General features: G+C 41.5%; 20 protein-coding genes. 16 read left to right on the forward strand and 4 right to left on the reverse strand.

Translation table 11 applies throughout. The annotated features are described in order from the left end of the window. Positions 1-15: 15 nt before the first annotated feature. The 3 genes from NSQ17_RS05600 to NSQ17_RS05610 all read left to right on the forward strand — a co-directional run bounded on the left by NSQ17_RS05600 (position 16) and on the right by NSQ17_RS05610 (position 3645). A complete protein-coding gene (locus tag NSQ17_RS05600; protein ID WP_017360190.1) occupies positions 16-864 on the forward strand; it encodes a S1 RNA-binding domain-containing protein in 849 nt (282 codons plus the stop codon). A 157-nt stretch (positions 865-1021) separates the two neighbouring features. Next, positions 1022-1999 (forward strand): BMP family ABC transporter substrate-binding protein, encoded by a 978-nt coding sequence (locus NSQ17_RS05605; protein WP_342467941.1) that lies wholly within the window; start codon positions 1022-1024, stop codon positions 1997-1999. Continuing rightward, on the forward strand, positions 1996-3645 hold the full coding sequence (locus tag NSQ17_RS05610) for a methyl-accepting chemotaxis protein (protein ID WP_024720047.1): 1650 nt from the start codon (positions 1996-1998) through the stop codon (positions 3643-3645). Before NSQ17_RS05605 ends, NSQ17_RS05610 begins: the two co-directional genes overlap by 4 nt. Before the next feature lie 41 nt (positions 3646-3686). On the opposite strand, the gene NSQ17_RS05615 is transcribed toward NSQ17_RS05610, so the two are convergent. Next, complete coding sequence (locus NSQ17_RS05615) at positions 3687-4544, reverse strand: DegV family protein (protein ID WP_008348544.1); 858 nt, start codon at positions 4542-4544, stop codon at positions 3687-3689. A gap of 142 nt (positions 4545-4686) precedes the next feature. Here NSQ17_RS05615 and NSQ17_RS05620 point away from each other — a divergent pair, with 142 nt between their 5' ends. Together NSQ17_RS05620 and NSQ17_RS05625 are read left to right on the forward strand one after the other, a co-directional pair. Then, positions 4687-5529, forward strand: a complete 843-nt coding sequence (locus NSQ17_RS05620; protein WP_007499067.1) for a YitT family protein — start codon at positions 4687-4689, stop codon at positions 5527-5529. 14 nt (positions 5530-5543) lie between these two features. Further along, positions 5544-5999 carry a BsuPI-related putative proteinase inhibitor gene (locus NSQ17_RS05625; RefSeq protein WP_008348542.1) on the forward strand — a complete coding sequence of 152 codons (456 nt, stop codon included), beginning with the start codon at positions 5544-5546 and terminating at the stop codon, positions 5997-5999. A gap of 40 nt (positions 6000-6039) precedes the next feature. Here NSQ17_RS05625 and NSQ17_RS05630 read toward each other — a convergent pair whose 3' ends face one another. The 3 genes from NSQ17_RS05630 to NSQ17_RS05640 all read right to left on the reverse strand — a co-directional run bounded on the left by NSQ17_RS05630 (position 6040) and on the right by NSQ17_RS05640 (position 7281). Next, positions 6040-6231 (reverse strand): DUF3813 domain-containing protein, encoded by a 192-nt coding sequence (locus NSQ17_RS05630; protein WP_008348541.1) that lies wholly within the window; start codon positions 6229-6231, stop codon positions 6040-6042. Further along, positions 6228-6380: a hypothetical protein gene (locus tag NSQ17_RS05635; RefSeq protein WP_008348539.1), complete on the reverse strand. Its 153-nt coding sequence runs from the start codon at positions 6378-6380 to the stop codon at positions 6228-6230. The genes NSQ17_RS05630 and NSQ17_RS05635 overlap by 4 nt, the downstream gene beginning before the upstream one ends. Before the next feature lie 88 nt (positions 6381-6468). After that, positions 6469-7281, reverse strand: coding sequence for a Cof-type HAD-IIB family hydrolase (locus tag NSQ17_RS05640; RefSeq protein WP_039167379.1), 813 nt, complete (start codon positions 7279-7281; stop codon positions 6469-6471). 137 nt (positions 7282-7418) lie between these two features. Between NSQ17_RS05640 and NSQ17_RS05645 the strand changes: the two genes are divergently transcribed. The 11 genes from NSQ17_RS05645 (at position 7419) to argF (ending at position 20180) form a co-directional block, all read left to right on the forward strand. Beyond that, positions 7419-8204 (forward strand): prolyl oligopeptidase family serine peptidase, encoded by a 786-nt coding sequence (locus NSQ17_RS05645; RefSeq protein ID WP_282746872.1) that lies wholly within the window; start codon positions 7419-7421, stop codon positions 8202-8204. Positions 8205-8250: 46 nt separating this feature from the next. Next, complete coding sequence (locus NSQ17_RS05650; RefSeq protein WP_003211530.1) at positions 8251-8559, forward strand: metal-sulfur cluster assembly factor; 309 nt, start codon at positions 8251-8253, stop codon at positions 8557-8559. A gap of 122 nt (positions 8560-8681) precedes the next feature. After that, complete coding sequence (locus NSQ17_RS05655; protein WP_342467942.1) at positions 8682-10127, forward strand: FAD-binding oxidoreductase; 1446 nt, start codon at positions 8682-8684, stop codon at positions 10125-10127. Beyond that, entirely contained in the window at positions 10124-10672 is a 549-nt protein-coding gene (locus NSQ17_RS05660; RefSeq protein ID WP_178930025.1) for an MFS transporter, read from the forward strand. Before NSQ17_RS05655 ends, NSQ17_RS05660 begins: the two co-directional genes overlap by 4 nt. A 138-nt stretch (positions 10673-10810) precedes the next feature. Continuing rightward, a complete protein-coding gene (argC, locus tag NSQ17_RS05665) occupies positions 10811-11848 on the forward strand; it encodes an N-acetyl-gamma-glutamyl-phosphate reductase (protein ID WP_326242245.1) in 1038 nt (345 codons plus the stop codon). Between the two features lie 20 nt (positions 11849-11868). Continuing rightward, positions 11869-13089: a bifunctional ornithine acetyltransferase/N-acetylglutamate synthase gene (argJ, locus tag NSQ17_RS05670; protein WP_144678926.1), complete on the forward strand. Its 1221-nt coding sequence runs from the start codon at positions 11869-11871 to the stop codon at positions 13087-13089. Positions 13090-13103: 14 nt separating this feature from the next. Further along, positions 13104-13880, forward strand: coding sequence for an acetylglutamate kinase (gene argB / locus NSQ17_RS05675; protein WP_017360181.1), 777 nt, complete (start codon positions 13104-13106; stop codon positions 13878-13880). After that, positions 13877-15028 (forward strand): acetylornithine transaminase, encoded by a 1152-nt coding sequence (locus NSQ17_RS05680; protein WP_035700272.1) that lies wholly within the window; start codon positions 13877-13879, stop codon positions 15026-15028. The genes argB and NSQ17_RS05680 overlap by 4 nt, the downstream gene beginning before the upstream one ends. A gap of 70 nt (positions 15029-15098) precedes the next feature. Further along, a complete protein-coding gene (locus NSQ17_RS05685; RefSeq protein WP_017367005.1) occupies positions 15099-16160 on the forward strand; it encodes a carbamoyl phosphate synthase small subunit in 1062 nt (353 codons plus the stop codon). Continuing rightward, positions 16153-19233, forward strand: coding sequence for a carbamoyl phosphate synthase large subunit (locus NSQ17_RS05690; RefSeq protein ID WP_138278387.1), 3081 nt, complete (start codon positions 16153-16155; stop codon positions 19231-19233). Before NSQ17_RS05685 ends, NSQ17_RS05690 begins: the two co-directional genes overlap by 8 nt. Further along, complete coding sequence (gene argF, locus NSQ17_RS05695; protein WP_024720054.1) at positions 19230-20180, forward strand: ornithine carbamoyltransferase; 951 nt, start codon at positions 19230-19232, stop codon at positions 20178-20180. Before NSQ17_RS05690 ends, argF begins: the two co-directional genes overlap by 4 nt. The last annotated feature ends 50 nt before the right edge of the window (positions 20181-20230 follow it).

Raw genomic sequence — 20230 nt, forward strand, 5'->3', positions numbered from 1 at the left:
AGGAAGGAAGAGAACATGAGACCAGGTGAGCAACTGACCTTGCAAATAGATAACGAGATGGAATACGGCTACTTTTTAACAGATGGCGAAGATTCTGTTCTTCTACATCGCAGTGAGATGACAGAGGATATTGGAGATCGTGATGAAGTAGAGGTCTACTTATATGTAGATCATGAGGAAAGACTGGCAGCGACAATGAAAATTCCTAAAATCAATGCACATACATACGACTGGGTAGAAGTCGTAGACGTTGTAGAAGATATGGGTGCTTTTGTCGATATAGGTTTGTCAAAGGATGCACTTGTTGCAACTGAACACCTCCCGCCTTTTGAGGAAGCGTGGCCGAAAAAAGGCGACAAACTATACTGTATGCTCAAAGTGACAAGTTACGGGAGAATGTTCGCAAAACCAGCCACTGAAGATGTGATCAGTGAATTATTTACTGAGGCGCCAGAAACGTTAATGAACAAAGAAATTACGGGAACGATTTATCGCTTAATTGCGACAGGTTCTTTTATGCTGACAGATACAGGCGTGCGTGGGTTTATCCACCGCACGGAACGAAAGGAAGAGCCTAGATTAGGATCGACCGTGACAGGACGTGTCATTGCAGTGAAAGAGGACGGAACCGTGAACGTTTCTCTGCTTCCTAGAAAACAGGATGCATTATCTGTCGATGCAGAAGAAATCTTAACTTATATGAGAACGAGAAACGGTGCAATGCCTTACGGGGATAAAAGTGATCCAGAAGATATCCGGGAAAGATTTCAAATGAGCAAAGCAGCCTTCAAACGAGCATTAGGTCATTTAATGAAAAATGATCTTGTTTACCAAAAAGAAGGATGGACATACGAGAAAAAGTGAGCATTTGCTCACTTTTTTTATTTTTGTCATAAATAATGGTTTTTTTCAGTGAAAAAAGTCATGAAAAAAGCTGAAAATCCTTCACTTTATCATTGAAACAATGACTCTCAAATCCGATAAATAAGGGGTAAGGATGATAAAAGGAGTGTGTTTTTGGATGAAAGTGAAGATTTCATTACTTCTGATGGCAGCTATGATCATGGTACTCGCCTCATGCAGCAATCAGCAGGGAGGACCACCGATATCAAATGCGAAGCATATTGGTGTCATGCTGACGGATGATGGTCTTGGTGATCAATCATTTAACGATTCATCATTTAAAGGATTAGAAAAAGCACGTGATGAGCTTGGCATTGAATTCGATTATAGAGAAATTGCACAAACCGATACATATGAAAAAGGGCTGACCGAGCTTGTGAAAGATGGAAATGACCTGATCATCGGTGTAGGTTTCAGTATGCAAGAAGACTTAGAAAAGGTAGCGAAAAAATATCCGAAAAAGCAATTTTTACTCATTGATGCTGTGTCTGAACTGAAAAATGTCACATCAGTGACTTTTAAAGAAGAGCAGGGCAGCTATTTAGCGGGAGCACTTGCTGCCATGACAACAAAAAGTGATGTTATTGGTTTTGTTGGCGGAGTCGATGCAGAGGTGATCCACCGATTTGAACAAGGCTATCAAAAAGGCGCAAAATCTGTGAATCCGAAAATCAAGGTCGTATCCACGTATGCTGGCACATTTAGTGATGCAGGTAAAGGCAGTAAAATAGCGAAAGACATGATCAAAAAGAAAGCAGATGTTTTATATGCTGCAGCCGGTTATACGGGTGTTGGTGTATTAAAAGAAGCGCAAACGCAAGGCAAATATGCAATCGGCGTGGACAGCGATCAGTATTATACAGCTGAAAAAGCCGTTATTTCGTCTATGGTCAAAAAAGTAGATGAAGTCGTCTATCAATTCAGCGAACAGCTCGTCAAAAGCAGCAAAATCAAAAGCGGGCATATCGTTTATGACTTAAGTAATGACGGAATCGATATGGCAAGAATCCGGGTGCTCAAAGATGCTGAGAAATTGACCAAAAAATTAAATGGACTGAAGCAGACACTTCTGAAAGAAGAGGGGGCAGCATCATGAGCTTACGCATCAAAATTTTGCTCAACTCACTCATTTCACTTCTTTTAGCGGTTGGCGTAATTGCCTTTATTATTGTGAGCATGACAAAGATTCAGTCATCAAGCGAAACAGAAGTTCAAACCTTACTGAACGTACAAAAAACGAAGGCCAGCTTTGAAAGTGTCGAACAAGCCATGACCAATTATTCCATGACCCTTTCAGATGAACAGCTAGAGGTCGTTCAAAGCGATATATCGACAGCGAAAAAACAGCTGCAAACGTTAAACAAAAACGCAGGAAATATGAACAAAGAAGCCCTCACACGGTTAAATTCAAAGTTTGACACATGGACGCAAGAAGCAAACAATGCCATTGGTGAAAAAAATGCCTCTGATGCCAGACGAGTGGCTGCCAGAATTGACGGTGTTTTAAACGACGTGCATACGATGAATAAAAGAGCACAAGAAGCGTATGAATACCATTTAGAGGAGGCGGCAGACAATGTGCAAAGGATCATTACAAGCGCATCTGTCGCAGCCCTCACGCTGATTGTCATCGCCGTCTTTTTAAATATTGGTTTAACGAGATCCATTGTGACACCAATCAAATCCCTTTCTTACCGGGCAAAACAGATTGCCGAAGGAAACCTCGCTGTGGAGCGGATGAACATCAAGCGGAAAGATGAAATCGGCGGATTAAATGAGTCGTTCAATCAAATGACGGATCAGCTGATTAGCTTGATTCAAGAAATCAGTCATGTCTCAAGTCAAGTGGAATCATTCTCGATTCAGCTAGATGATGAAAACAAAAAGCTTATGGAATCAGCCAATCAAGTGTCTGTATCGACAGACGAAATGGCGAATGGTTCACAAGCGATTTCAGAAGACCTTCAGCATGGCGTTAGTTTGATTGAGAAAATGGATTCACATGGCCGTAAGAATTCCGAAAGATCACATACAGTCATCCGTAGTACAGAGGATGCCATTGAAGCGGTGGAAAGCGGGAAGCACACGTTAACAGAAACAAAAGCAGCCATTGAAAAAAATACACGTGCGACGAGACAAATTGAAGAGTCAGCAGGAGAATTCACTCAGTACGCAAGCGGAATCTCCGCAATGGCCAAAACGGTTTCTGATATTGCGGACCAGACAAACCTCCTCTCGCTCAATGCGGCGATTGAAGCGGCAAGAGCAGGAGAAGCTGGCAAAGGGTTTGCCGTCGTAGCGGACGAAATCCGTAAGCTGGCAGATGAATCGTCTCGTGCAACAAGACAAATTTTTGACATGGTGAGTCATATTGAAAAAGGCATTCAATCCATTAGCCAAACTGTACAAGAAGGGGTCAAGCTATCACTTCAGCAGCAAGATGCAATGGACAAAACCTCACACTCCTTTGAAGATATAGAAACAAAAGCACAACATATTAAGCAAGAAATGGCGGTCTTAAATGACCAAATTATTCAATCAACAGAGCTTGGCGGACAAGTGCTGCACTCGATTGAAAATATTAGTGCCGTTGTAGAAGAAACGGCAGCGGGCAGCGAAGAAATTTCTGCCTCGGCAAACGAACAACTGCAATCTTTCCATCAAATGAACAAACAAGTAGAAGAACTGATGAGTATGACAGCAAGGTTAAACGAAACCGTTCACCGATTTAAGCTATCATAAGAAAAGCACCCTTCCCGTGATGTTTCAGGGAAGGGTGCTTTTTATGATGGGCTGCCTGTAAAGAAGATGGCAAGTGTGCTAGGGCCTGAGTGGGACCCAACAGCCGCTCCGATGACCTGGATGTCGATTTCTTTTGGGTGAAATTCCGCTTCGATTAATTGTCTCATTTCTTCTGCAAGTGCAGGGTCATCTCCATGACTAATGCCAACAGTTTGACTAGACCAGTCAGATCCGCGTTCTTTCATCAGCTCGATAATGCGTTTCAATAATTTTTTACGGCCACGAATTTTTTCAAGGGGTATCAGTTTTCCATCCTCAACGTGTAAAATGGGTTTAATACTTAACAATCCGCCAACAAATGCGGACGCTTTACTGATTCTTCCGCCTCTTGCTAAATACGATAAATCGTCTACAGTAAAAATATGTTGTAAAGATTCACAAAAATGCTTTACAGACGTTTCAATTTCTTGTATTGTATTTCCGTCAATGGCAAGTGATTGAGCGTGTTTGACAGCTAGTCCATAACCAAGTGAAGCACATTTAGAATCAATGATTCGCAAATCGAAATCAGGGTATTCTTCCTTCACTTCGTTTGCCATCATCACAGCGGTTTGGTATGTACCTGAAAGCTCTGATGAAAAGGCAACATAAATAGCCGATGTATGGGTTTGGGCCGCAGAAACAAAGGCTTCTTTGATCCGGTTTGGTGAAGCTTGTGATGTTTTTGGACTTGCACCTTGTCTCATCGCATCAAATACTTGTTTTGGTTCAATGGTGATCAAATCCTCAAATTCCTGCTCGCCGAGTAACACACGCAGCGGAATGAGTGTCATGTTTTGTTCATCATAATAAGAAAGAGGCAGATCAGCAGCACTGTCTGCTATGATATGAACAGTCATCAAAATCCCTTCTTTCTAAAAAAAATCAACCATATTTTACATCTTTTTAGCCTAACTATATCATAGAAAATCATTTTTTCGTGTTCAAATTCTAAATTTTAGGGAAAACCATAGAGAGAATGGTAAGTGGAGGAATGACAACATGTTCATTGGAGAAGCAAAAAAATTCATCGTCGTCGTCATTGGTGCCTTACTCAATGCGATTGGGCTGAATTTATTTTTAATCCCTGCTGACGTATATGCAAGTGGTTTTACAGGGGTTGCCCAGCTATTATCTAGTTTAATCGATCAATATGCACCGTTTTATTTATCAACAGGAATCCTATTATTTATTTTAAACATTCCGGTCGGCATTTTAGGCTGGATGAAGGTTGGTCGTTCCTTTACTTTGTATAGCATTATTAGTGTGGCACTGACAACGATTTTCCTCGGCATTTTACCAGAGACAAGTGTTTCTGAAGATATTTTATTAAATGCTGTATTTGGCGGAGTCATTTCTGCACTTGGCATTGGGATTACACTGAAATATGGGGCATCTACAGGCGGCCTTGACATTATTGCGATGATTTTAGCGAAATGGAAAGACAAACCAGTGGGCACGTATTTCTTCATTTTAAACGGAATTATCATTTTTACAGCAGGATTGTTACAAGGTTGGGAGAAAGCTTTATATACCCTTGTCACATTATATGTGACGACTAGGGTAATTGATGCTATCCATACGAGACATGAAAAGCTGACCGCCATGATTGTGACAAAGAAAGCAGATGAAATCAAAGAAGCCATTTATGGAAAAATGGTCAGAGGGATTACGACTGTTCCGGCAAAAGGGGCATTTACCAATGAACAAAAAGAAATGATGGTCATTGTCATTACAAGGTATGAGCTGTATGAACTTGAACAAATTATAAAGGAAGTCGATCCAAAAGCCTTTACAAATATTGTTCAAACAACCAATATTCTTGGATTTTTCAGACGAGATTAAAAGGTGGGTAGAAGATGAAAAAAGGGTTAGTGCTTTTTCTCGTTCTATTGGTTTTAACAGCTTGTGGACAACAAAAAAAGGATGAACCAGACAAGGAGGTATCCGGTCAAATGGGAGAAAAAACCGTTGTACTCACAGTAGACCCCGTCCAAAAAGGTTCTTCGGTTCAATTTCATATGTCACTAAAAAATGAATCAGATCGAGATATTGAATTCACGTTTAACACAAGCCAAAAATTCGAATTGAGTGTGTACGATGAAGACGGAAATGAAAAATACCGTTACTCGAAAGACCGTATGTTCACACAAGCCATCCAATCCTTTGTGCTGAAAGCAGATGAAACATATGACTTCCAAGATACGTGGTCAAACGGTGTGGAGCCGGGAACGTATGAAGCGGTCGTCACATTTAAAGGAAAAGCAGAAGGGCTAAAGCAAATCACTGAGAAGAAAACGTTCCAAGTGAAATAAGCATAAGAAAAGCTGTCCACAAAGCGGACAGCTTTTTTCGTTAAAGATCATCAAGCAGGTCTTGGAACGTATGCAGCTGGTTTCTTTCTGCATCTGTCGAATTAGCAAATGCAGATGATACGGCGTTTTTAGCTCGCTGAACTGCTTGTTGACGCTCTAAACCAGATGGAAATGAAGAAGTAAGGGCTTCTTCAGTAAATGATTTGGCTTGATCAAAAAGTTCGTTTCTCACAATGAACCTCCAGAAGCATCAGTCTTCATATTTCCCCTGTCCTCAGCAGCCTCTTCAAGTGTGGAACGATACGGAAAACGTGCGTCATGCAGACTGACTGAATCTTTACCTTGTTGTATAAAGCGTTTCGATTTGCTTCTTTTACCCATTCGGAATCCGCCCCTTTACACAAGCTGACAGGACAACCTGTCTAACGGTAGTATGCCCGCTTCGACCTGCTATGTATGAATGGAAAAATTAAAGCGAGAAGTAATTCGTTAGGAATTTTGCAATCCCATCTTGTTCATTCGTATCTGTCACTTCATTAGAGACGCGTTTCACTGCATCAATTCCGTTGCCCATTGCAACCCCGCATCCAGCAAATTCAAGCATTTCTAAATCATTGTCTTCATCTCCGAATGCCACAATTCGCTCCTGAGGCACCCCGTAATAATCACTAATTTTTTGCAGTCCAACGGCTTTATTCATACCTGTTTTAATGATTTCAATGACGTGCCACGGAGCAGCCCAGCGTCTGTGGTCAATCACTTCTGCATGAACATCTGTCAAATAGCTCCGGATCGCTCCGACGTCTTCTTCTTTTGCGTGAATTAAGACGCTTGTGACATTCTCTCCAAGATTGTCCCGAAGGTCTCCAACGGTCACTTTGTTTGCATTCATATTAAATATATCAATGAGCTTTTCATCATGATAATGGAAATACAAATCGTCTAGCACTTCAGCTAACACATTGTGCACTTTATATTCCTCACTAATATCCACAAGCTGTTTCACGACTTGAAGATCAAGTGATGTGTGAAATCTGCCCCATTTTTCATCAAGAGGATGATGGACAAAGGCTCCATTAAAGTTCACAATCGGTGAATCGAGCTGCAATTGCTGATAATAAGGAGAGCTGGAACGAAATGGCCGGCCAGTTGAAATACAGACATGATGCCCGCTGTCTTTCACTTTTTGAATGACATCAAGTGTGTGTGCAGAAATCGTTTTATCGTCTTTTAATAACGTGCCATCCAGGTCAAGTGCGATTAGATAAGGTTTAGTCTCCATAAAATCTCCTTTGATCTGTAAGTAATAGGAGGCAGCTGGTGCGGGTGCCTCCACCTATAGTGTATCTTTATCACATCTTCGTTGTCTACATGTTAAAATAAACAAAGACGGGAATGATAAAGGAGGATTCATAGGCTGTGATCACCATTGATGAGCAAATGACGCACGATATTCCATTTTTACATATCGTAAAAGCTGAAAATAAAGATAAACCGATGCCACTTGTATTTTTTATTCATGGATTTACAAGTGCACGAGAGCACAACTTACACTTCGCCTTTCATTTGGCGGAAAAAGGCATGAGAGTCATTTTGCCTGACTGTGCTTATCATGGTGTAAGATCAGAAAACCTCAGCTTAGAGGAACTGGCATCAAAGTTTTGGGAAATCGTCCTGAACGAAATCCGTGAAATCGATATCTTAAAAACATATTTTCAAGAAAAACAATTGATTGAAGCCGATCTAATAGGTGTTGCAGGTACTTCCATGGGAGGCATCACGACCTTTGGTGCACTCGCAAAACATGATTGGATTAAAGTGGCAGTCAGCTTGATGGGCAGTCCGAAATATACGACATTCCTACAAGCACAAATTATGGACATGCGGCACAAAGGGTTGATGAAAGAGATTACAGATGAAGAGGTTCATCAGCAATTAGACGCGCTGCGCCCTTATGATTTAACGCTGCAAACAGATCGATTAAACAAAAGACCGCTGTTATTCTGGCATGCAGAAAACGATCCAGTTGTCCCTTACAGACATGCAAAAGCTCTTTATGACGAGTTAGCAGAAACCCAATATAAAGAAGATCCTCACCTGATTCGTTTTATCACAGATGGACAGGCTGGCCATAAGGTCTCAAGACAAGCGATGTTTGAAACCATTGACTGGTTTGTGACACACCTGAAAAGCACAAACGTTTAGCCAAAAGGAAAAGTACGTTATACTAGTTGAAAAAGGAGTGGATATCATGGATGAAGCATTGAAAGAAAATATTTTAGGCGCCCTAGAACAGGTGATTGACCCTGAGTTAAACGTAGACATCGTCAACCTTGGACTTGTCTATGATGTCGATCTTGATGAGAATGGAAAAGCGGATATCACGATGACTTTAACATCAATGGGGTGTCCCCTTGCACCAGTTATCGTGGATGAAGTGAAAAAAGCATTAAGTGACTTGCCTGAAGTGAAAGAAACAGAAGTTCACATCGTCTGGAATCCACCTTGGACACGTGACAAAATGTCAAGATACGCTAAAATTGCGCTTGGTATTCAATAAGTAAATACGGAAAATGCCTGGTATGAGTTGAACTCGTACCAGGTTTTTTTATGAAAAATTAAGGTAGAGGAGGAGTATGGCTTGATATAATGGATGTAATTTTATAGAACGGAGTACCTATAATGAAACGAAAGTGGATATGGATCGTTCTTTTGATGGGATATGGCGCTGCCTTTTTTGCATCAGTCTCTATACGTGAAGGTCAAGCACACAAAAGGCAAGGACTTGAGGCGTTTACAGATGTGAGTCACCTTATGCCGGTCAAAATAAAAAAAGTCGTGCAAGGAAAAGAAATAGAATCTTTAAAAGAAGTATTAGAAGAAGCAAAAGAGAAGAATCTGCCCATTTCAATCGCCGGAAAGCAGCATAGTATGGGCGGCCACACGTATTATGAAAATGGCATTGTACTAGACATGACGAAATTTCGCCGAATCGTATCATTTAATGAAAAAAAGAAGACCATTCGGGTCCAGAGCGGCGCCACATGGGATGATATTCAAAAATATGTGAACCCATATGGTCTTGCAGTAAAGGTGATGCAATCTCAAAACATCTTTACGATTGGTGGCTCGTTAAGTGCAAATGCACATGGACGTGACATTCGCTACGGCTCACTCATTGACACTGTGCGCTCTTTCACACTGTTAAAAGCAGATGGAGAGATCATCACAGTAAAGCCTAGCGATGATTTATTTACTGCCGTGATTGGAGGATACGGCTTATTCGGTGTCATTTTAGATGTTGAGCTGTCCTTAACAAAGGATGAATTATATAAAATGGAGACAACCTCTCTACACTTCGATGAATACACTGATTATTTTCAAAAGCATGTAAAGAACAATAAAGAAGTGCGCATGCATCTCGCAAGAATCTCTACAGCGAAAACAAATTTTTTGAAAGAGATGTATGTGACGAATTATTCGCTTACTTCTGATCAACAGATCGATCCATACCGCGAGCTCAAAGAAGATCAGCTCGTCATCCCTTTGAAATTTATGCTCGGCCTTTCGAGAAGATTTGATATGGGGAAAGATTTGCTATGGAACTTGCAAAAGAAGTATTTTCAAAGTCAAAATGACCAGCTGATCACAAGAAATAACGTGATGCGGTCTGATTCTGCTTTTTTAGAATATGAAAATGAGTCAGATACCGATGTGCTTCAAGAATACTTTGTTCCAGTTGATCGTTTTCGTGCGTATATCGATGACATGAGAAGCTTTTTACAACAGGAAGAATTGAATTTAATGAACATCACGATCCGCTACGTACAAAAAAATGAAAAAGCGGATCTCTCATATGCGAAAGAAGATATGTTTGCACTTGTTTTGTTAGTGAATTATGGTTTTGAGAAAGAAGAGAAGGCAGAAGCGGAGCGGGTCATCCGGCAAGTGACAGATATCACCTTGCGGCACCATGGAAGCTATTACTTACCATACATGCCGTATCAAACGAAAGCACAAATGAAACAAGCGTATCCAAAAACCGATCTATTCTTTCAAAAGAAAAAGCAAGCAGATCCAGATGGCAGATTTATCAACTACTTTTATGAAAGGTACAATACACAATGAATGCTAAAGCAATGAAATGGTTCGTCTATTCACAAAGTCTACTGTTTTTCGCCAGTAGTCTCATTTTCCCTTTTTATATTCTTTTTATTAAAAATGTTGGGTCGAGCTATTCTCAATTTGGTCTTGCTTATGGTCTGTTTGGTTTGAGCGGTGCGTTCATTCATTTATTATTAGGAAAACTTCCTGAAACGACCGACAAGCGTCTCTTTTTAATCATTCATGCGTTTGGTATGGCGTTTCTTCTTCTACTTTTTCCACATATCACAGAAGTAGAGCAAGTTTATATGATTCAGCTTGCCTTAGGTGTGCTAGGTGGTGTTCAGAAGCACGGAGAGAAATTACTCGTCACCGAACTCACAAACGAGAAAAAGCGTATGAAAGAAGTTGGGCACTATCATTTTTGGACAGCGCTTTTTTCATCGATCGCCATTATGCTTGGCGGCCTGTTTGCTGATTTCTTCACCATTCATTTGATTTTTTATGCAAGTTCCCTATTATATTTATGCAGTGCGCTTCTGGTCCTCAATATGAAGAACAATAGATAAAATCCGCATGTCTCACGAAGATATGTGGATTTTTTTATGAAAAAAAATGAAAACAAATATTAAATATACAATTGAATTAATTTTTATACATGTTATAATGTTAAATAATTTCACAAAGATCAAGAGGGTGTATTGACGTTGAAAATAGGTATTATAGGTGCTACAGGGTACGGCGGTGCGGAATTAGTTCGTATCTTTAAGCAGCATCCACATGTGGAGGAATGTATATTGTATTCATCAAGTGGTGATGGGCAATTATACAGTCAATCTTATCCGCATCTGACAACGATTACTGACCAAACATTAAAAGCCATTGATCCGGCGGCCATTGTGCAAGAAACAGATGCTGTGTTTTTAGCGACACCAGCAGGCGTTTCAAGTGAACTCACACCGAAGCTCATGAATCAAGGGGTGCCAATTATTGATTTATCAGGTGACTTGCGCATTCAAGATGGAACTGTTTATGAAGCGTGGTATAAACGAAGGGCAGCGGATGAAGCATCGGTTCAACAAGCTGTATACGGATTATCTGAATTGAATCGTGAAACCATTAAGCAAGCGGAAGTCATTGCAAACCCCGGCTGCTTTCCTACTGCAGTTCTTCTAGGTTTAGCACCGCTGATGAAACAGAATTTAATCGATGAATCTATGATCATAATAGATGCAAAAACCGGGGTGTCCGGTGCAGGACGATCAGCCTCACTTGGCACACATTTTTCAGAGCTGAACGATAACTTTAAAATTTATAAGGTGAATGAACATCAGCACACACCTGAAATAGAACAAGTACTTAGAGAATGGAACCCGCAAACGGCGAACATCACATTTTCAACACACCTTGTCCCGATGACAAGAGGGATTATGGCGACGATGTATACACAATTGAAATCAGATGTCACAAAAGAAGAATTAATGAAACAGATGAAGGGTTTTTATGAAGATTCCTATTTTGTAAGAGTGAGAGATCATGGGATATATCCGCAAACAAAAGAAGTATACGGCAGTAACTTCTGTGACATTGGTTTTCATTTAGATGAGCGAACAGGTAGACTGACGATTGTATCTGTCATAGATAATCTCATGAAAGGTGCAGCCGGCCAAGCGGTTCAAAACTTCAACATCATCAAAGGCTTACATGAAGAGGCGGGCCTCACAATGACACCTCTCTATCCATAAGAACAGGGGAGACAACAAACATGATCGAATTGAATGAAAAAAGTATTGTCAAAATTGACGGGGACGTATCATCACCAAAAGGTTTTGAAGCAAAGGGGATTCATATAGGATTACGCTATTCAAAAAAAGACCTTGGCTTGATCATCAGTGAAGTACCAGCAGCGAGTGCAGCGGTATACACTCAAAGTCACTTTCAAGCTGCGCCTCTTCAAGTCACACAAAAAAGCTTAAAAAAGACGGGCAAACTAAAAGGTGTCATTGTCAATAGTGCCATCGCCAACGCATGTACAGGTGAGCAGGGATTAAAAGATGCATACGACATGCAGGCAGCCTGTGCAGACATGTTAGGCACAGAGCCTGATTACATTGCTGTTTCTTCTACTGGTGTCATTGGAGAGTGTCTGGATATGGATAAAATCAAAACAGGCATCACTCAGCTAAAAGAAGCAAAAGCAGGAAATGGCCACTTTGAAGAAGCGATTTTAACAACAGATACAGTCATTAAAAATACGACATACTCCTTGACGATAGACGGGAAAGAGATTCTCATTTCAGGTGCAGCAAAGGGCTCTGGTATGATTCATCCGAACATGGCAACAATGCTCGGGTTTGTCACAACCGATGCAAATGTCGAACAAGAAGCTTTGCAAAATGCTCTTCGTGACATTACAGATGTGACGTTTAATCAAATTACCGTCGATGGAGAAACATCAACTAACGATATGGTGCTTGTGATGGCAAATGGAATGGCAGAAAACCAGGCACTGAATGAAGAACATCCAGAATGGCCATTGTTTAAAGAAGGATTAAAACTAGCCTGTGAAGATCTAGCAAAAGAGATTGCAAGAGACGGAGAAGGCGCAACCAAATTAATCGAAGCGAAAGTTGTTGGTGCAAAAAACAACTTAGAAGCGGGTATTATTGCAAAAAAAATCGTAGGTTCAAGTCTTGTGAAAACAGCCGTATACGGTACGGACGCCAACTGGGGACGGATTATCGGAGCAATCGGTCATAGCGCAGCTTCTGTCACGCCAGAAGAGGTTGAAGTTTACTTAGGCGGGCAATGTCTGTTTAAACATAATGAACCTCAGTCTTTCTCAGAAGAGGAAGCAAAAGCGTATCTAGAGCAGGATGAGATTACGATTTTCATTCAAATGAATGAAGGAAATGGTGAAGCGGCAGCATGGGGCTGTGACCTTACCTATGATTATGTGAAAATTAACGCGAGCTATCGCACATAATGAAGGAGATAGACATGGATAAAACGATCGTGTTCAAGTGTGGAGGCAGTGTCATTCGAGAACTTTCCGATACCTTTTATGAAAATGTCCGCTCACTTCAAGCTGCTGGATTTAAACTGGCTATCGTACATGGCGGGGGTCCTGAAATCACGAGCATGCTGCAAAAATTAGAAGTGAAAACGGAATTTGTAGATGGACAGCGCAAAACAACAAAGCCGGTGTTAGAGGTAGCCGAAATGGTCCTTTCAGGAACGGTGAATAAATACTTTGTTTCAGAGTTGGCAAAGCATGATATATCATCTGTCGGTGTATCTGGTAAAGATGGACAGATGCTTGTCGCCGATTTTCTCGATCAAGATGTATATGGGTACGTTGGCGAAATCAAAGAAGTCAATCCAGAGATGGCAGAAGCACTAATGGAGAAACAATTTATTCCCGTCATTGCGCCGCTATCTATGACCGAAGAATGCCAAACGTTAAATGTAAATGCTGATCTTGCAGCATCAGCAGTCGCAGGAGCTATGAAAGCTGATAAGCTCATGTTTGTCACAGATGTGGAAGGAATTTTAAAAAATGGTGAGCTGTTAGACGTTGTCACCGAACAAGAAGCTCTCAAGCTCATCGATGAAGGTATTATTTCCGGGGGAATGATTCCAAAAGTGCAATCTGCGCTAAGTGCTTTATCAGGAGATGTGGATGAAGTCATGATTGTGAATGGAAAAGGCAGTATTTTTACAGGAGATACCTTTAAAGGAACTCGAATTGTAAAACAAAAGGAGGCGGTCCTGTGAGTCATCTCTTTCAAACGTACGGACGGTGGAATGTTGAAATTAAAGAGGCAGAAGGTTCTTGGGCAGTTGATACAACTGGGAAAAAATATTTAGACTTTATACAAGGCATTGCGGTCACGAATTTAGGTCACAATCATCCAAAGGTCAATCAAGCCATCAAGAAGCAGCTTGACGAGGTCTGGCACGTATCAAATCTATTTGAAAATGGACTGCAAGAAAAAGCAGCGGAAAAGCTGGCAGCAAACAGTTCAGGAGATCTCGTATTTTTCTGCAACAGCGGGGCTGAAGCGAATGAAGGGGCTATCAAATTGGCCCGAAAAGCAACAGGTAAAACAAATATTGTGACGTTTTTGCACTCTTTCCATGGGCGCACGTATGCTGGTATGGCTGCCACAGGTCAAGATAAAATCAAAACTGGTTTTGGACCGATGCTGGAAGGCTTTCATTATGTACCGTTTAATGACCCTGAAGCGATCACAGCGTGTGAAATCGATGATGTCGCAGCGGTCATGCTGGAAGTGGTGCAAGGTGAAGGTGGAGTGAATCCAGCTACAGCTGAATTTCTAGAAGCCGTTCAAACGTTTTGCAAAAAACATCAAGCACTGCTGATTGTAGATGAAATCCAAACGGGTATTGGGCGAACAGGGACAGCATTTGCCTATGAGCAATCGGGACTTGATCCTGATATTATTTCAGCCGCAAAAGGTTTAGGAAATGGATTTCCAGTCGGTGCAGTGATAGGGAAAAAAGCTTTAGGGGATGCATTTTCTCCAGGCTCTCATGGCACAACATTTGGTGGCAATATGCTCGCTATGTCAGCTGTGAACGCAACTCTTGATGTAATATTCAAAGAAGACTTTCTTTCAGAAGTGAAAGAAAAGGGTGCGTACCTTTTAAAGAGACTGCAAGAAGTCAAACAGCTGAACATCGTGAAAGAAGTACGTGGCAAAGGATTAATGGCAGGAATTGAGTGTCATCAGCCAGTAGGTGATTACATCACAGCCCTTCGAGAGCAAGGTTTGCTGGTGCTTCCAGCTGGTCCGAATGTCATTCGTTTATTACCTCCGCTGAATGTCAAAAAAGTTGAATTGGATCAAGCCATTGAAGCAATCATTCAAGTGTTAGCAAATGAAACAGTAACGGTCTAAATTTTTTTTACACCAAAACGCATAAACATGCATTTATATTATTAATTATTCAATATGGGGTGACACAAGCATGAAAGGTTATTTAAATTTAGAAGATGGAGCCTCTTTTGAAGGAGATCTGACAGGAGAAGCTGGCATGACAGGTGAAGTGGTCTTTTTTACAGGGATGACAGGTTATCAAGAGGTGCTTACAGATCCTTCTTATAAAGGACAAATCATTGTCTTCACATATCCGCTCATCGGAAATTACGGCATCAATCATGAAGACTTTGAGAGCAAAAAACCACAAGTGAAAGCGGTCGTTGTCTATGAGGCAGCTGACCATTTTTCTCATCACCTTGCAGCCGTAAGCTTAAAAGATTATTTACAGAAGTGGAACATTCCGCTTCTTACACATACAGATACTCGTGCAGTCGTGCAGAACATTCGAGCAAATGGAACGATGAATGCAGTGCTTAGTTTAGACGAAAATGAAACGCCACCTGCAATGAAGCAAGACAATGTGGTTGAGCAGGTCACAGAAGATGAAGTATACACACAAGGCAGCGGTGAGGATCATGTAGCGCTCATTGATTTTGGCTTTAAAAAATCAATTGCGGACTCACTCGAAGCGCGCGGCTGTAAAGTCACAGTGATTCCGTACAAACAAATGGAAAAGGTATTTGATATCAAGCCAGATGCGATCCTTTTGTCAAATGGACCTGGAGATCCAAAAACAATGAAGCCATATTTAAAAACCATTCATGACATCATGATGACCTTCCCGACACTAGGCATTTGCTTAGGTCATCAATTAATTGCTCTTGCGCTTGGCGGGGATACGTATAAGCTTCCTTTTGGCCACCGCGGGGCGAATCATCCTGTACAAGATACAGAATCAAAACGTGTCTTTATGACAAGCCAAAATCATAGCTATGTGGTCAATGAAAAAAGCATGAATGACAAAGAAGTGGACGTCAAATTCCTCCACGTGAATGACGGATCTGTTGAAGGATTCATTCATAAAGAGAAGCTGATTATGTCCGTTCAATTTCATCCAGAAGCACACCCAGGCCCTGCAGAAAGTGAATGGGTATTCGATGATTTTATTGAGAAAGTGAAACAAGCAAGGAGAGAAGTTGCACATGCCTAAAGATCAAAGCATACAAACCATTCTAGTCATCGGGTCTGGTCCAATCATCATTGGTCAGGCAGCAGAATTTGATTACTCAGGAACACAAGGTTGTATGGCCTTAAAAGAAGAAGGCTACAACGTCATCTTAGTGAATAACAACCCAGCAACCATTATGACAGACGAGTCATTTGCTGATGAAATTTATTTTGAACCGCTTTCAGTTGATTCAGTGACAAGAATCATTGAAAAAGAGAAACCAGATGGTCTTTTAGCCAATCTTGGCGGACAGACGGCTTTAAACCTTGCTGTCGAGCTGGAAAAAGCCGGTGTGCTGAAAAAGCATGGGGTAAAACTGCTCGGAACGTCAGTTGAAACAATTGAAAACGGTGAAGATCGTGAGAAATTCCGTGCTCTCATGAAGCATTTGAATGAACCTGTACCAGAAAGTGAAATTGTGGATAATGCGAAAGACGCCCTTCAATTTGCAAAAGAAGTGGGTTTTCCCGTCATTCTTCGACCAGCCTACACACTTGGTGGTAAAGGGGGAGGCATCGCTTTAACTGAAGAGGCTTTTAAACCGCTGATTGAAGGTGCTCTTCTAGCGAGTCCGATTCATCAGTGCTTAGTTGAAAAAAGCATTGCTGGCTTTAAAGAAGTCGAGTATGAGGTCATGAGAGATCGTCAAAATACGTGTATCACTGTATGTAACATGGAAAATATCGATCCAGTTGGTGTGCATACAGGCGACTCGATTGTCGTTGCACCGTCACAGACATTAACGGATCAGGATTATCAAATGCTCCGTTCAGCGAGCTTGAAAATCATTTCAGCGCTTGATGTCGTTGGCGGCTGTAATATCCAGTTCGCTCTTGATCCACTTAGCAAAGAATATTTTGTCATTGAGGTCAACCCTCGGGTCAGCCGGTCTTCTGCTCTTGCATCGAAAGCAACAGGCTATCCGATTGCCAAAATGGCGGCAAAACTTGCGGTCGGTTATACACTAGATGAATTGAAAAACCCGCTTACAGGAACAACGTATGCTAGCTTTGAGCCGGCACTCGATTATGTCGTGGTGAAATTCCCGCGCTGGCCGTTCGATAAATTTAAACAGGCAGACCGGAAATTAGGCACAAAAATGAAGGCGACTGGTGAAGTCATGGCGATTGACCGTAATTTAGAATCTGCCATTCAAAAAGCAGTCGCATCACTTGAAATCAAAACAAAGGGCTTCCACTTGCCTGAACTGAAAGAACATTCGACTGAACAGTTATTTGAATTAATCAAAACACCGGACGATCGCCGTTTCTTCGCTGTCATGGAGCTTCTTTCCAGACAAGAAACCGTTGAAACGATTCATGAAACGACGAAGATTGATCTGTTTTTCTTACATGTCTTCAAGAATATGATCACACTCGAACAAGAATTGAAGAATCATCAGGGGACGCTATCCAAAGACACCTTAAGAAAGGTGAAAGAAAAAGGTTTCCTTGATGAAACAATCGCTTCTCTGACGGATCGCAGTGAACAAGATATCAGACAGCTTCGTCAAGAGTATGGCATTGCCGCTTCATTTAAAATTGTCGATACATGTGCGGCTGAATTCGATGCAAAAACGAATTACTTCTATTCTACGTACTTTGGCAAAAGTGATGGAGAGCATCAAGAGAAAACAAAGCAGCGTGCACTCATCATTGGATCTGGTCCGATTCGAATTGGGCAAGGGGTCGAGTTTGATTATAGTGCCGTTCATGGCGTTCTTACTTTACAAAAGCTTGGATTTGAAACCATCATGATGAACAATAATCCAGAAACGGTTAGTACCGATTATGAGATTGCAGATCGTTTATACTTTGAGCCGATCACGTTAGAACATATTTTAAACGTAGTTGAAGCGGAGCAAATTGATTTTGTCATCGTTCAATTTGGCGGGCAGACAGCAATCAATGTGGCGGAAGGTTTAGAAAAAGCCGGCGTTACCTTGTTAGGCACGTCCTTTGACACACTAGATGCATTAGAAGATCGCGATTTATTCTATCAGCTTCTTGATGAACTGAATCTTCCTCATGCAAAAGGAGATACAGCTCATTCAAAAGAAGAAGCACTGGGGCATGCTGCAAGCATCGGGTACCCTGTTCTTATTCGTCCATCATATGTCATTGGTGGAATGGGCATGATCGTTGTTCATACAGAAGCTCAATTGGCAGAACTACTTGATCAGCCAGATCATTTACCTTATCCGATCTTAATTGATGAGTATGTCACTGGAAAAGAAGTGGAAGTGGATCTCATTTCAGACGGACAAACGACATTCATTCCAACCATTGTTGAGCATATTGAAAAAGCGGGCGTACACTCAGGTGACAGCTTTGCCATCTTACCAAGTGTCTCTATTAGTGAAGACATCAAACAACAGGTGTATAACGCTTCTGAACAAATCGCAAAGAAATTAGCTTTTAAAGGCATTATGAATATTCAATTTGTGATAAAAGGGAACCAGGCGCTCGTATTAGAGGTGAATCCTCGGGCAAGCCGGACTGTTCCAGTTGTAAGTAAAGTCATGGGTGTTGACATGATTCCAATGGCGACTCAGCTGTTAGCTGGTGCAACGCTTGAAGAATTGAAACCGGCAACGAAGAATAAGGGGGGCACAGCTGTTAAATTCCCAGTCTTCTCCTCACATGCCATTCAAGATATCGATTTAAAGCTCACACCTGAAATGAAGGCGACGGGTGAAGGAATGTGTGTAGGAAAGAACGTCGAAAGCGCCTTGAAAAAAGTGTTTGCACCGATCTGGAAACAGAAAGGAAGCCTCTTTATACAAGGCAGTGAATTATTCGTAGATGAAGCAAAACGAGCAGGCTTTGACGTCTGGACTGGCAGCTTTGAATCGTGGCTGCAACAAGACGATAAATCGCTTCACATTCATTTAGGTGATGATGAAGAGGCAAAAGAACAGCGTGTAAAAGCACTCACACATGGTGTTCAAGTTCTAACCGAATATGAAACGGCGCAAGCGTTCCTGCAAGGAAAAGATGGAGATGTATCACCAGTATCTCTCCACGAATTATATAAAAAGGAAGTGACGGCATGAGCCAAGTCGACGTGCAACCGGCATTATACGGAAAAGACTTTTTATCGTTAAAAGACTTTTCGATCAATGACATTGCGTACTTAATTGAAAAAGCAGAAGAAATGAAACAACATCCATATCAAGATTTATTCAAAGGAAAAACATTAGCGATGATCTTTGAAAAATCTTCAACTAGAACCCGTGTCTCGTTTGAAGCGGGCATGACGCAGCTAGGCGGACATGCGCTCTTCCTCAGCTCAAATGATCTGCAAATTGGCAGAGGAGAAACGATTGGTGATACAGCGCAGGTGCTGTCTGGGTATGTAGATGGCATTATGATTCGAACCTTTGAACATGAGAAGGTAGAAGAACTTGCAAAATACGCCTCTATTCCAGTGATCAACGGACTAACGGACTACTCTCATCCATGTCAGGCACTGGCTGATTTACTGACGATTAAAGAAGCAAAAGGCACACTAAAAGGTGTGAAAGTGGCGTACATCGGTGATGGGAATAATGTGGCTCATTCCTTAATGGTCGGCTGCGCGCAGTTAGGCTGTGACATTGCCGTTGCATCACCAAAAGGCTATGAACCTCTTCAAGAGGTGACAGACACTGCTCGGGCGTTTGCAAAACAATCAGGCGCAGAAGTCATCGTCACAACAGATCCAGTAGCTGCTGTTCAGGATGCAGATGTCATTTATTCAGACGTATTTACAAGCATGGGACAGGAAGCTGAAACAGAGAAACGTCTAGCAGAATTTAAAGAATATCAAGTCAATGAGGAACTCATGCAACATGCAGCAGCAGATTATATCTTCCTTCATTGTCTGCCGGCACATCGCGGAGAAGAAGTGACGGCTGATATCATTGATGGACCACACTCTAAAGTATTCCAGCAAGCAGAAAATCGCCTGCATGTGCAAAAAGCGTTAATCAAAGAGCTCATGTATCAACAACCTAAATAAATCACAAGTGTCCCTGTCTCGACTGAGCAGGGACTTTTTACATATTGGAT

Source organism: Bacillus sp. FSL W8-0629 (assembly GCF_038593225.1).
In the GTDB taxonomy this organism is placed as follows: domain Bacteria; phylum Bacillota; class Bacilli; order Bacillales; family Bacillaceae; genus Bacillus; species Bacillus altitudinis.